7 protein-coding genes, 1 pseudogene and 1 riboswitch are annotated in these 14013 nt (G+C 38.5%); of the genes and pseudogenes, 7 read left to right on the top strand and 1 reads right to left on the bottom strand.

The window, feature by feature from the left end; all coding sequences use genetic code 11:
- Positions 1 to 185 precede the first annotated feature (185 nt).
- Complete coding sequence (locus CYK55_RS10185) at positions 186 to 1052, top strand: helix-turn-helix domain-containing protein (RefSeq protein ID WP_126134263.1); 867 nt, start codon at positions 186 to 188, stop codon at positions 1050 to 1052.
- Between the two features lie 179 nt (positions 1053 to 1231).
- Here CYK55_RS10185 and ndk read toward each other — a convergent pair whose 3' ends face one another.
- Complete coding sequence (gene ndk / locus CYK55_RS10180) at positions 1232 to 1666, bottom strand: nucleoside-diphosphate kinase (protein WP_126134262.1); 435 nt, start codon at positions 1664 to 1666, stop codon at positions 1232 to 1234.
- Positions 1667 to 1809: 143 nt separating this feature from the next.
- Positions 1810 to 1982: riboswitch (M-box (ykoK) riboswitch) on the top strand.
- A 343-nt stretch (positions 1983 to 2325) separates the two neighbouring features.
- Between ndk and mgtA the strand changes: the two genes are divergently transcribed.
- The 6 genes and pseudogenes from mgtA (at position 2326) to CYK55_RS10150 (ending at position 13884) form a co-directional block, all read left to right on the top strand.
- Positions 2326 to 4974, top strand: a complete 2649-nt coding sequence (mgtA, locus tag CYK55_RS10175) for a magnesium-translocating P-type ATPase (RefSeq protein WP_034686742.1) — start codon at positions 2326 to 2328, stop codon at positions 4972 to 4974.
- Between the two features lie 1348 nt (positions 4975 to 6322).
- Positions 6323 to 11165 (top strand): annotated as a pseudogene (locus CYK55_RS10170) (beta strand repeat-containing protein).
- A gap of 31 nt (positions 11166 to 11196) precedes the next feature.
- Positions 11197 to 11580, top strand: coding sequence for an LPXTG cell wall anchor domain-containing protein (locus CYK55_RS10165; protein WP_034686737.1), 384 nt, complete (start codon positions 11197 to 11199; stop codon positions 11578 to 11580).
- Entirely contained in the window at positions 11577 to 12302 is a 726-nt protein-coding gene (locus tag CYK55_RS10160; RefSeq protein WP_034686735.1) for a WxL domain-containing protein, read from the top strand. Before CYK55_RS10165 ends, CYK55_RS10160 begins: the two co-directional genes overlap by 4 nt.
- Positions 12303 to 12340: 38 nt before the next feature.
- Positions 12341 to 13129: a WxL domain-containing protein gene (locus CYK55_RS10155; protein WP_034686733.1), complete on the top strand. Its 789-nt coding sequence runs from the start codon at positions 12341 to 12343 to the stop codon at positions 13127 to 13129.
- Between the two features lie 17 nt (positions 13130 to 13146).
- Positions 13147 to 13884 (top strand): WxL domain-containing protein, encoded by a 738-nt coding sequence (locus CYK55_RS10150; protein WP_034687207.1) that lies wholly within the window; start codon positions 13147 to 13149, stop codon positions 13882 to 13884.
- The last annotated feature ends 129 nt before the right edge of the window (positions 13885 to 14013 follow it).

Genomic DNA, 14013 nt, shown 5'->3' with positions numbered 1-14013 from the left:
AACTTCTAAAAAAGTTGTAATTTCATTTTTTAGAAGTTTTTTTATTGTTCTTCAAATATTTTTTTTATTTATGCGTACTTAATTAGTGAATGCAATAAATATTTCGATAGTTATTTCTCTTTTTCGATTGTTGTTCTGACGAAGAGGATCTTATTGGAAAATGCACACACTAAAGGAGGCATATTATGCACGATGGAGAATTGATCAAAAAATTACGGGTAAGTCGCAAGTTGACACAGTCACAATTAGCAGAGGGGATCTGTTCAAAAACTTCGCTTGTGGGGATCGAGAATCGTACGATCAAAAAAATTTCTTTTTTAACACTGATGGCATTCCTTGATCGGTTGAATATCACACTTACTGAATACGAATCGCTACGAAATCAAGTGGAAGAACCACGGAAAACGAGAAAAACACGTAATCTTTTGAATAAAGTTCAGGAGGATGATTTTGATCCCTACAAAGAAATCGCCGACAATCGCAAGCAATTTAAGCGAACGGCTGATCTTTACTATCTCGTACTGAATATACATATGTATTGGAAATCAAGTGTGAAGCCAGATATCCAATTGGAATTTTTGGGATATGAGATACGAATGATCGAAGATTACTTTATGAAATTGAAAGAATTTGGCCGATATGAACTAGACTTATTAGCAGAGTTCCCCTTTATTTTCAGCGATTCCTTTATCGAAAACAATTATTTGAAAATTAAAAAAAGAATGCGTAAAGCAATGAAGTCAGGTTATGACCAGTGTTTGTTTCTTTTTTTAAAGAATTTGACTGTCTATTATATCGACAAAAGAAGATATAAAAAAGCACGAAGCATCAATGAAGATATGTATCGTTGTTTAGGTTTGAAATCAAAGACAGCAGTCATTTACGAGAGTTTGATGTCCGATTATTATCGTCGATTGATCGCCACAGCATTAGGGGAACCCATCAAAAAAGAGGAGTTTGAGACACTATTTGCAGTGATCGAGTATACCTTAGGTAAAGAAGAGCGAGATGAATTAGAAGAAAAACTATTGTCTATCCAAGCACAACGCTAGAGATTTGGTGAAAGCGGCTATTTAGTGGGCATTGACTTAATACAAAAGGAAAACCAGTCCCTCTAGTATTGAGTCAATCCTCTCACTAAACGTGTGGAGCATGACCTCGAACCGAAGGACTGGCAGATCAATAAGATAATCAAAAATTTATGCACTCAAAAAGTCAGTGAGCAAAAAAATCATTTTTTCGCAGCTTCTACTTTCTTTGTATCGAATGGCGGAAAGAAACGTGTGATCTCAGTATTGGCTGCATCTCGTGAATCCGAAGCGTGAATGATATTTTCTGTACCAGGTAAGGCAAAATCGCCTCGGATCGTCCCAGGAACAGCATCCGCTGCTTTTGTTGCACCGACCATTTTGCGTACGAGATCGATCACATCTTCACCTGTTAATACCAGATAGACGACTGGACCAGAAGTCATATAGTCGATCAAGTCATCGAAAAAGCTTCGATTAGATAGATGTTGATAGTGTTCTTTTGCTAGTTTTTCAGTCATCGTCGCGAATTTCATTTCAGCGATTGCGAATCCTTTTTCTTCAAAACGCTGGATGATTCGGCCAATCAAATGACGTCTTACCCCATCAGGTTTGATAATAACAAGTGTACGTTCCATATCCTTCACTCCGATCTGTTGTGATAAGTTCATTATACCTAGAGAAAGAAAACATGACAAACGAATCCCATATAGTTTCAATTTTTTTGAAAATGTGTTTGACATTCCAGCCAATAGTTGTTACATTAGGTGAGGAAAAACTGAATAAGATTTGTTAGGTGAGGCTCCTATACAAACATAGGCTACTGCCCAAAAATGTCGAGAGACGCCAATGGGTAGAACAGGAATTGTCGAGATAAGGCTTTTCATAAGGTAGCTAAAAGCTCTTTTGCTTTTTACGTTGTATAGTGCCAAAACTCAACGAGTAGATCATCCATGCTTTTTTTTGTGCACTTTTTTGACCTTTCGCTGAGTTTTGGCGAAAGGTTTTTTGTTTCTCACCGATCTGTTTTTTCAAATAAAAAGGTGTTAGAGGGTGATCAAGTTGGGAAGTTGAAGTATCCAGTAGTCGGCCAAGAAAGTAATTTAAGTAAACGAAAGGAGATGAGAACAAATGGATGAAAGTCCGGTGTACAAGGAGACAAAGCGTTGGTATGTTGAGACTATTATCTATCTGTTCTCAGCGCCTTTGAAACACTCTGTCTCCGTTGATTAGATAAACGATCAAGCGCACAGCAGATATCAGTGTGTGTTTGGTAAGATCAAAGGAGGAACATGAGATGGAAAAAAAGAAAGAAACAAAACAAGTCTACGCTGGTTTTGCTAGTAAAAATAAGCAACAGTTATTTGACTTATTTCAAACAACACAAAAAGGCTTGTCTTCAGAACAAGTTGAAAATTTAAGAGAAGCTTATGGAAATAACAGTATTTCATATGGAAAGAAAACGCCGTTTATTGTGGAAGTGATCAAGGCGTTTATCACCCCTTTTACATTAGTATTGATTGCTTTAGGAATTATTTCTTTTATCACCGAGTATCTATTAGCTGCTCCAGCAGATAAAGATTTGTTTGGTGTAATCATTATTTTTGCCATGGTGTTAGTCAGTGGCACGATGACCTTGATCCAATCCGTACGTTCGAACCAAGCTGCTGAAAAGTTGAAATCATTGGTGAAAGTAACAGCTGCCGTAAAACGAGATGGTGGATACAAAGAAATTCCTATGGAAGAGATCGTTTGTGGCGATCAAGTTCGTTTGTCAGCTGGTGATATGATCCCAGCAGACATGCGGTTGCTCTCTGCCAAAGATTTATTTATCTCACAAGCGGCATTAACGGGTGAAAGCTATCCTGTTGAAAAGCATGCAACTGTGTGCTCTGGAAGAACACAAAGTGAAACGAGTTATGAAAATATTGCATTCATGGGAAGTAATGTGATTAGTGGTAGTGCAGAAGGTATCATCATCTCTGTTGGAAATGACACGATGTTTGGACATGTGGCACAAAACTTGTCACAAAAACCTGTAAAAACAAGCTTTGAATTAGGCATCCAAAAAACATCAATGTTGTTAATCAAATTTATGGCATTGATGGCACCAACTGTGATCGTTATCAATGGATTCACAAAAGGTGATTGGTTAGAAGCATTCTTGTTTGGCTTATCAGTCGCTGTTGGATTAACGCCAGAAATGCTACCGATGATCGTTACAACAAATCTGGTCAAAGGTGCCAGTGCTATGGCGAAAAAAGGAACAGTCATCAAAAATTTGAACGCCATTCAAAATTTTGGTGCGATCGATGTCCTTTGTACAGACAAAACAGGTACATTGACTCAAGATAAGATTATTTTAGAATATCACATGGATTGTGAAGGAAAAGAAAATGACCGAGTATTGCGCCATGCGTACTTGAATAGTTACTACCAAACTGGATTAAAAAATCTTTTAGATGTTGCCATTATCGACGAAGCAGTTGAGACGTTAGATACAGAGAAGATTCGTTATCAAAAAGTAGATGAGATCCCCTTTGATTTTGAACGTAGAAGAATGAGTGTCGTGGTGGCTGACCCAGCTGGAAAAACGCAAATGATCACAAAGGGTGCGATCGAAGAAATGTTAAGTATCTCTTCATACATCGACCTTGGCGGTGAAGTCAAACCATTGACTACTGAACAAAGAGAAACAGTTTTGGCGAAAGTGAAGGACTTGAATGAAGATGGTTTGCGTGTGATCGGTGTCGCGCAAAAAACGAATCCAAGTGTGGTTGGAGAATTTTCAGTAAAAGATGAGTCAGAAATGGTCTTGATTGGCTATCTTGCTTTCCTTGATCCACCAAAAGAAACAACCAAACAAGCCTTGAAAGCTTTGAAAGATCATGGTGTTGCTGTCAAAGTATTGACTGGTGACAACGAGTTGGTCACACGCTCTGTTTGCCGACAAGTAGGCTTACAAATTAATGAATTGATCACTGGCGAGAAAATCGCTGAGATGTCTGATAAGGAATTAGGAAAAGTTGCTGAGGCACATGATGTCTTTGTCAAATTGAATCCACAACAAAAAGCACGATTAACCACTGCCTTACGTAACAATGGTCACACAGTAGGCTTTTTAGGCGATGGCATCAACGATGCACCAGCAATGAAAGTAGCAGATATCGGTATTTCAGTAGATACAGCAGTAGATATTGCGAAAGAATCAGCGGATGTTATCTTGTTAGAAAAAGATTTGATGATTTTAGAAAAAGGATTATTGTCAGGTAGAGAGACTTTCGGCAATATTATGAAATACATCAAAGCGACAGCTAGTTCAAACTTTGGCAATATGTTTTCTGTCTTGGTAGCTAGTACATTCCTTCCATTTTTACCTATGCTACCGTTACAAATTTTATTTTTAAATTTGATTTATGATGTATCTTGTATCTCTTTGCCATGGGATAGAATGGATAAAGAATATTTACATGAACCAAAAAAATGGGAAGCATCAAGTATTGGCAAATTTATGGTGTACTTCGGACCAACGAGTTCCGTTTTTGACATCACGACCTATCTATTGATGTACTTTGTGATTTGTCCAGCAGTAGTTGGTGGGAGTTACCATACATTGACTGGCTCACAACAAGTTCTATTTATCGCATTGTTCCATGCTGGTTGGTTTGTTGAATCTTTATGGACGCAAACCTTAGTGTTACATGCGTTACGGACACCTAAAGTGCCTTTCTTGCAAAGTAATGCCACTTTTATTATGTTTTCAATTACAACATTAGGTATTCTAGTAGGTTCTGTTCTCCCCTTTACTAATTTTGGTGAAGAACTAGGATTGTTACCATTACCTGGTAACTATTGGATTTGGTTGATCGTGACAGTTATCGCTTATTTAGGATTAGTTACATTCATGAAAAAAATCTATATCAATAAATTTGGCGAACTATTGTAAGAGAAAGTCTTTTCTGCACTTTAGTACGAGGGATTTGAGCATCCTTCGGATACGATTTCAATAAAAAATCATGAATCATTTGCATGATTCACTTATACTATAAAATTTTTGCGAATCATTGCATAGTAACATCAATAATCAAATACTGATAGATTAGGTAGTGTAAATGCCTAATCTATTTTTTATTTGGGTTAGTACAAAAGTCGAGCGTTCTCAGAAGTTATATTTAAATATAACGGAAACAAGCGTTATACAATATATTTGAACGATTGTGGAAAAGCAATCTATTATTATCTGTTGTTGGTTATTGTATTGTTTAAACGAAGAAAATCAACGATTCAATGAAGGAACAAAATGCTTGATTTAAAAACGTAAAATAGCCATAAACCATTGATATAGCAACAAGATCAAACATTGAATCAAATGGATTATTTGTGTCATGCCTTTACTTGTAACGAGATAAGGGGGCGAAGGAAGATCAATTGAAATAATCCAACGGGGAAATACTCTTGATAAACACGATCATAAGAGTATGTGGGGAATCGAAGCTTCAATAGAAGTGGGAATGATATATTGTCGTAGTTACTCTAAATAGATTTAATTGAATAAATAATTATTAGTGAGAGTAGTTGGGGTCACGGTCACGAATAATTGCACTATCGTTTATAAAAATAGCTGTTTGTTTAGATCGGTAGCTAATAATGTTGAGACAGGTAGATAAAATATTTGTTACAAAGGTTTGAGTTGAAAATAGTGGAGTCTAAAATTGATCATTTAAGGTCGAAACGTAAGTGTCCAAACAAAATAAGCCATCATTCATGAAAAATTGTATTTTACAAATTTTTATGAATGATGGTTTATTTATGATAAATGGTGTTTGGAAATAGGATGTATTCATTTTTGAAGGGATTACGCATGATCATTCGATGAGTATAAACAAAAAATAAGATTATAATGCAAAACTCGAAATAAAAAAACAACAAAACGCACTCGAAAAAATAGCCGTTAAAAAAAATGACAGGTTCTTTACTATATTATAATTCATGAAAATTTCATTTTTTTTCATGTTAGAAAATTAAATAAGCAGAAAATAGTCGATAAAGCGAATTAGTAACACATAATTAACGTTGATATACCAGCTCTTTTTTACTTTCAATTGAATTTTAAGAAATCACTTGTTATTTTTAAAAGTCAAATAATATGCTCTAATAAAAATTAAACGTTTTTCAGTAATAAAGAAATTTTTTTTAAAAATAACTGGATTTAACATTATACAATACAAAAAGAATCAAGCAATAATAATTATCAATAAGTTAATTTTGTTGTATGAAGCAGAAGGGAAGATAAGATGAAAAAAAAATTTGTTATGTGTGTTGTCGCAATGCTTCTTTTTTCAGGAATAACTTCTCCGTTGTCAACCGTCGTACAGGCAGTGGATACTGAAAATGACTCAGTCACTCAATCACCTACAACTCAAACAGAAGAGTCGAATGATCCATCCATGCAAAGTAAAGAGACAGTCACACAGACAACAGAATCAGTAAAAGAGGAGGTGAAACAGTCAGAGGCGCAGACACAAGAATCGACGACTGAAGAAAAACACTTTACTTTAACTTTTATGACAGATAGCACTCATTTATTCGAATCAGGAGCAGAAGTTAAAGAACTGAAAGTTAAAGAAAACGAAAAATTAGCAAGTAGTGATATCCCGAGTTTTGTGAACGAGCAATCATTGAACGGTTGGGAAGTTGAAGGCAAACTCTATACGAATGAAGAAATCAGCCAATTAACAGTGACGAAGGATCTACAACTAAAAGCAGTATTTAAACAACAGGCATTCCGCTCTTTGAGAAGTATAGATGCTTCGATCAAAGATACGATTGCTACAGCGGATAAGACGAAAGTACTTGTTGTACCAAATCCCACAGATAGCACGCAAGCTTACCAAACATATGCTGCATCAGATGCCGGAGTAAAAGCGGCATTAAATGATTTGTATCATACGGGCAATATGCAAGATTACGTCATGTATATTGGATCAAACGTCACATTAACAGCTGCAACAGTCGCTAACAATATTCCAAGTACGGTCGATGCAACTAACGCTACGTTTGCCTCATTAAAAGATAAAGTAAATAAACTAGTGATCACCGGCCATTCAGATGATCCAATCACACAAGATTTAACGGTACCATCTGGTGCAAAAACACTTGCTTTTACAGCGAATGCTTACTTTGGTTCAACGATTACTTTACGAAATATTAGCTATACCGGCTCTTATTTCTATATGAATGGGCACAGCTTGAATTTGAATGGGGGAGCAAACGGTAACGGTATTTCAATTTATGGTGGAACAAATTCAGGAGATGTCGTAGGGAATCCGGTAATCACCATCAATACGACAGGTTCTTATACATGGAATATCTTTGGTGGTAATCAAAATGGTGGCACGCTGAAAGGGAATACGAGTATCGTTATCAACAATACGAATAATGGGGGAATCAATACATTAGCAGGAGGAGCTAATATTGGTACCGTTGATGGAAACGTCTCTACGATTATCAATAATACGGGTGGACGAATCACGAATTTGTACGGTGGTGGAAATGGAACCAGTCCGACAAATACAGCAAATGTTACGGGAACTGTATCTACAACTATCGGGGTTACAAATAGTGCAACAGGGTTTCAATTAAGTACCTTTTATGGTGGTGTCATCTACGGGAATATTGGTGGAAAAGTAACCAATAATATTTCAGGTTATGGTCGGTGGTATGGCAATGGCGAACGATTTATCGGGGGTCATCTCGAGGAAATATCGGAACCAATCGTTCAACTGACGGAATCGAAACCAATTTGGATAGTAGTTTATACACTGCTGGACGGGCAGAATTTGAAGGCGGAAATCGTTATACTGGTACGGTTACTGGGAATATCACGAATACGATCAAAGCTGGAACCCAATCTGCTGGTGGAATCAATGATTTCAATGGCGGAGCTGGCAATAACGTTGTTAAATTCAATAAAAGTGGGATTGGGGCATCAAATGAAACAACCTATGATGCGTATACACCACAACAAAGAGCTGACTTAGCTAAAGCTGCGGCAGAGTTCAAAGTCTTCGGCAATATCACCTCAAGATTAGTCAGTGGTTCGTTTAATAATTCTTCTAACTATTCAACAGCAGCAGGTCGCGGTGGCTACATCGAAGGCAACACAACGATTGAAGTTGGAACGGCTAATGCAGATGGTTCAATCGGCGGAGCTGGCTTTGCCTATTCCGGATCAATGCCAACCGATTTAGCCTATTCGACCACGAAGAAGAATCGTGGGGAAGCTTCTGGTTGGGACGTTGTAGGTGGAGGTGGTTATCCTGCTTCAAATGATACATGGGATATCTACATTAAAGGAGATACCAAAACAGTTTTGAATAATACGATTGCACGTTGGACGTATGGTGGTTCTTATTCAGGGTTATTGAAGGAAATAGTTCTAACACGCTGAATGGCGGGATCGCAGATACATTGGAAGGTACTGGCTATAATGGAGCACGCGTATATGGCAACGGACAAACGACTGTCTATAATGGGCAAGTAGACTGGTTTTTATCTGGTGGCGGTTGGAATGATGCTAAAGATGTAGGCAATGTTGGCGTCACAGTCCATGAAGGAGTCATCAATGCTTCTATGGGTGCATCCTATGGCGCAAGTGCTGGACATACTGTCACTGGAAATTCAGATAATCGCATCTATGGTGGGAACTTCTCTGGGACTCCACGAACTGGTTCTAATGGCTTTTCTGGTGGTATCACAAACTATGGGTCACTACTTGGAAATGCTAGTTTACTCATTGATTTGCGAAACTATGACGGTGAATTCAAGTTACCAGGTAACACGTATATCACAGGTGGACGACCGTATGGACAAAATACGAATTTGGGCACATCTACAGACAATACGATTACGTTGAATATCTTTACCAAACCAGGTGTGGATTCATTAAATGGTGCGAGCATTTATGGGGATGGTGGTAGTAATGCTGCGTACACCAAAAATGGCTCGATCCAGATGAATATCCAAGCGGAGGGTTCTAGTATTGGTAATCTGTATGCTACACAGTATTCCAATATCAGCAGTGGGAAAATTTTGCGTAATGTTACTGCTAATGTTCAAGGAGCTGTCAGCATCAACGGTTTATCCGGTGGTGCAGCCAGTGATAACTTTACGAATGCGATTGCTAATGCCAGTATCAACAAAGTCGTGTTCAATTTTGGTGAAAATGTCGATGGCACGAACAAGTATCAAACAGATCCACTCAACCTTACTGGCTTAGGAATCGTCAATTTTACTGAATTAAATGTCACGAACGGATTAAAGTTGATGGCAAATGGCGGAAATATCAAAAATGGTTTATCTGCGACTGCTGCCAATCATGCAACAACCTATCATTCATTTGGGAGCATCCATCTGTCAAAAAATGCTGGGATCGGCGTTTCAACTTCTAGTAACTTAATTTCAGCAGCGAAGTTAACTATTGAGGATGAAGCCACTTTAGAAACGCTTCCTGGAACAGGAAAAGTCAATATTTCAGATGTCGAGTTTCCTGATCCTGCAAAAGATGAATTAGTCTGGATCAAGTCAACTACTGGAGATTCAGCAACGCAAGTAGACAGTACCGGTACATGGTTCGGTGCAAATAAAGCCTATCAAGTTTTAACAATCAATCCAACGATTGCCAATGCAACAAAGCTAACACCTTTGAATTTCAGAGGAACTGAAAAATCAACTGGTAAAAGCTTCATCGGGGATAACGATGTCTCAAAATCCGGTAGTGGTTATGGTATCGCCATACCTGGTTCAGTTATCGATTATGAAGTAGAAAATCCTGGGATCGCTCAAGGCGAAGGAAGTATTTTTCATAACGTCAGTGAAGTGAAAGAAGGAAATGCACCATTAGTATTGAATGCTTGGGGAACAGAAACTGCAGGTACAAAAGTTCAAAAAGGACGCTTGGTAATTCCATCAGGAAAAGGTATCACACCAAAATTGAGCTTTGAGCCCGAAACACAAGCAACTGGTTCATGGTTGTACCAAGCAGAAATCATCAGTTCTAAAAAAGGAGATACTCCGATAACAATTGCTGAACAAAAGGATTCTTCAACGATCAATTGGCAATCACCAGATAGCGAATACAGTTATGAAGTCAAAGTAAAGTATTCGAATGCAGCTGAGCTTTCTGCTAAAAATGTGATCATTTCTGAAAAAGAAGCACAAGATTTACTAGATAAACAAGCGATTTTATCATTGATGGAGGCGAAGGGACGTCCATTCTTTACGGATTCGATCACCGCTGATGTGATGGACGGGATCAAGCAACCACTAGCAGCAGATGAAGTTTCCAGAAAACATGTCATTGATTACAAAGTCGGTACGACTGGGAATGAAAAGGAACAACAAGTAAACTTGATTGTTGTAAAAAATGAAGCAACGATTTCGACGGATCGCAGTTTTGCAGTCTATGCAAAAGATGTTCGGATGAGTTTAGCTGATGCCAATGCGTTGACGTCTCAACGAGAGTTGAATCAACGAACACTGGCACAAGTGATCTTAGCCGATGGCAGTGCGAATCAAGAACCAACGTTGGCAGACGCAACGTTTTCAGCAATCAAGGATACGACAGAAGCGGAAGTTTTAAAAAATGTTTCAACAACGTATAGCTATCAACTAAATGGAGTAACAACTGAAAAAACAATCAATGTAGCAATTACAGGTACATTAGAGCTTAAAGAAGTACCAAATGCGATGAATTTCGAGACGCAAAAAGTTAAGACAACGACTCAAACGTATTGGCCATTGATCGAAGGTAATTTGATCGTGAAAGATACAAGAGGTTCCGAACGAAATAGCTGGCAATTGACAGTCACTGAAAGACAACCTTTGACTTCGGGGACAACCCAACTTTCTAATACACTTTCGTTTACAGATGGTACAAAGAATACAGTACTCGGCCCCAATGCAGTGATCGTGGAAGAGAAGACCCTAACGACAAATGGTGAATATCTTGTCAATCAAGAGTGGGGACAAACGAACAACAAAGGAATCAAGTTAACTGTTCCTCCGGAAAAACAAAAAGTCGGAAGTTATCAAGGGACATTATCATGGTCATTGGTTGCAGCCCCTGGTAATCCATAGAAAACACGACGATAGAGAATAGGTGGGAAAGATGAAGAAAAAAAGGTGGAAGATCCTTGTGTTGTTAGGACTTCTTTTAACTCAAACGCCAATTGCTTTAGCCGATGAAGAGCAATCGTTCAAAAGTGAGGGTGTCACAGGATTTTATGGCACCTATGAATATCCTGAAGCAGGAAGTAGCAGTTCCGAAGAAGGAGTGGATGAGCCAACTTCCCCCAGCTTTACTAAAGAGGATCAAATGTCCTCTAAAAAAAATGGAGCAACTGTGGAACAGCAAGAGGCGATACAAGGGGATAGCAAACAGTTACCAAAAACTGGAGAATACAGGAGTAAACAATTTACGATTATTGGAAGTTTCCTTCTTTTGATCGTGTTGATAATTATTGTTATAAAAAGGAGAAGAAAAGAAAAATGAAAAAGACAACGTTGTTAACAACTGGAATTATTTTATTTAGTACACTAATGGGAACAAGCACAGTATTTGCTGCGGATGAAACTGCAAGCTATGAGACAAATGGTGTGATCGCTTTTGAAGCAGATACCGATCCAACAAACCCGGTTGATCCAACTGATCCAACAAGTCCAGTAGAACCAGTGGATCCAACTGATCCAAATGGACCAAATCCAGGGACGAACGGACCGTTATCAATTGATTTTGCTTCAAGCTTCCAATTTGGGAAACAAAAAATTACTACAGTTACAAAAGATTACTATGCGCAAGTCCAAACATTTGCAAATGGTACAGATGGACCAAACTACGTACAAGTAACAGACAAACGTGGAACACAAGAAGGATGGAGCTTATCTGTCAAGCAAGATACGCAATTCAAAACTGCCGCAGCTGAAGAGTTATCAGGTGCAGTACTATCCTTAAGTAACGGTGCAAGTGCATCGATTATGGATGATCAATACAAACCAGATCTAGTAGCACAAAACACATTGACTCCTGGAAGCGAATCAGTCTTGATGACTGCTGATGCGGGTAAAGGTATGGGAACTTGGATCTACAAATTTGGTACGGATGCCACACAAGGCGCAACTGCTGTAAAACTTAACGTGCCAGGTAAAACGGTCAAATTAGCGAAAGAGTATAGCACTACATTGACATGGAGCCTTAAATCTACGCCAGCACCATAAAAGAAAAAGATAGAAAATGAATCACTTTGGGGGATCATATGAAAAAAACAGTAAGTGGTTTAATGATCATTAGTCTTTTGACAGGAGTGACGGTTACCGTTCAAGCAGTCGATCAAGCAAAGTATGCAAGTAACGGTACGGTCAATTTTATACCTGATACGGAACCAATCGATCCAGTCAATCCAATCGACCCTGATCCAGACAAACCGGTTCATCCAACTAATCCAGATGGAACAGACCCAGAGCCAGGTACAAAAGGGCCATTATCGATCGACTTTGCTTCAAGCTTTGATTTCGGTATGAATAAGATATCGAATAAAACAGAAACCTATTATGCCAAAGCACAGACTTATGTAAATGACGATGGCACATTTTCGGATCTAGTCACACCCGATTATGTCCAAGTGTCTGATCACCGAGGAAATAATGCTGGTTGGACATTGAAAGTATGTCAAAACGGTCAATTTAAGAACGATGACACATTAAACAAAACGTTGACTGGCGCGGTAATCGAATTGCAAGATCCGGTAGTGAAATCAAATGCAGAGGGTGTAGCTGCACCGACTGCGATCACTGAAATCACCTTAGATCCAAACGGTGCAGAATCGATTGTACTAAGTGCAGGACAAGATGCAGGTTCTGGCACGTGGATCGAAGCATGGGGGGATAAAGTGGAGACAATCACAATGAAAGATCAAAAAAATAAAGACGTATCCTCAATGGTTACAAAAAGTGTTTCATTGACCATCCCAGGTAAAACGCCGAAAGATGCAGTCACGTACTCAACAACATTAACTTGGAATCTATCTGATACACCAGGAAATTAAGAATGGAGAAAATAAAAATGAAAAAATCACAAATGATCTTATTATCAACAATGTTATTAGGTGGAGTATTCAGCACAGTTAGCGTAGCAGCAGCTGATGGTGGAGAGTATACTTCAAACGGAGTCATCAATTATGTGCCAAATACAGAGACGACTGATCCAGTTGATCCACTTGATCCAGAACAACCAGTGACGCCAGTTGATCCAACAAATCCTGATGGTAAGCCAAATCCAGGTACAAATGGACCATTGTCGATCGACTTTGCTTCAAGTCTAGTTTTCGGTGAACAAAAAATCACGTCTAAAACGCAAACTTACTATGCTGCAGCGCAAAAATATAAGAATGCAAGTGATGTTGAAAAAGAAGGACCAAACTTTGTTCAAGTATCTGACAATCGTGGAACTGAAACAGGTTGGACATTGAAAGTAAAACAAAATGCACAATTCAAAACAGCGGAAGACCAAGAATTGACAGGTGCAAAAATCACATTATCAAATGGTAATGTCGTGACTGGTTCACAATCAGCAAAACCAACTGGCGTTGCAACTTTCAGCTTAGATCCAAGTGGTAGTGAATCATTGGTGATGAGTGCGAAAAATGGTGAAGGTGCTGGAACGTATTTGATGGATTGGGGAAATTCAGTGGATACTGCGAAAAATAGTATTGCACTAGAAGTACCAGGTTCAACGACAAAATACGCAAAAGCTTACCAAACAACGTTCACTTGGACGTTAACAGATGCACCAGGAAACTAATCGAATACAATCTGGTCAAGGCAAGAGTGAAAGAACTTTTTGTCTTGACTTAAAAAAAATTGGTGCAACGCAGTGATATTAGTTACCTTTGAAGGGATAGAACACTTCTGTCATAGCCTCGCCAACATC

This window comes from Enterococcus mundtii (genome assembly GCF_003957375.1).
Classification (GTDB): Bacteria; Bacillota; Bacilli; order Lactobacillales; family Enterococcaceae; genus Enterococcus_B; species Enterococcus_B spodopteracolus.
The sequence above is the reverse complement of the archived record's forward strand: the minus strand, read 5'-3'. Positions and strand labels throughout refer to the sequence as shown.

What these genes read in the sequence shown, in the direction of transcription:
- CYK55_RS10185 (WP_126134263.1), top strand. Translation starts at nt 186, where the DNA reads ATGCACGATGGAGAATTGATCAAAAAATTACGGGTAAGTCGCAAGTTG.
- ndk (WP_126134262.1), bottom strand. Translation starts at nt 1,666, where the DNA reads ATGGAACGTACACTTGTTATTATCAAACCTGATGGGGTAAGACGTCAT.
- mgtA (WP_034686742.1), top strand. Translation starts at nt 2,326, where the DNA reads ATGGAAAAAAAGAAAGAAACAAAACAAGTCTACGCTGGTTTTGCTAGT.
- CYK55_RS10165 (WP_034686737.1), top strand. Translation starts at nt 11,197, where the DNA reads ATGAAGAAAAAAAGGTGGAAGATCCTTGTGTTGTTAGGACTTCTTTTA.
- CYK55_RS10160 (WP_034686735.1), top strand. Translation starts at nt 11,577, where the DNA reads ATGAAAAAGACAACGTTGTTAACAACTGGAATTATTTTATTTAGTACA.
- CYK55_RS10155 (WP_034686733.1), top strand. Translation starts at nt 12,341, where the DNA reads ATGAAAAAAACAGTAAGTGGTTTAATGATCATTAGTCTTTTGACAGGA.
- CYK55_RS10150 (WP_034687207.1), top strand. Translation starts at nt 13,147, where the DNA reads ATGAAAAAATCACAAATGATCTTATTATCAACAATGTTATTAGGTGGA.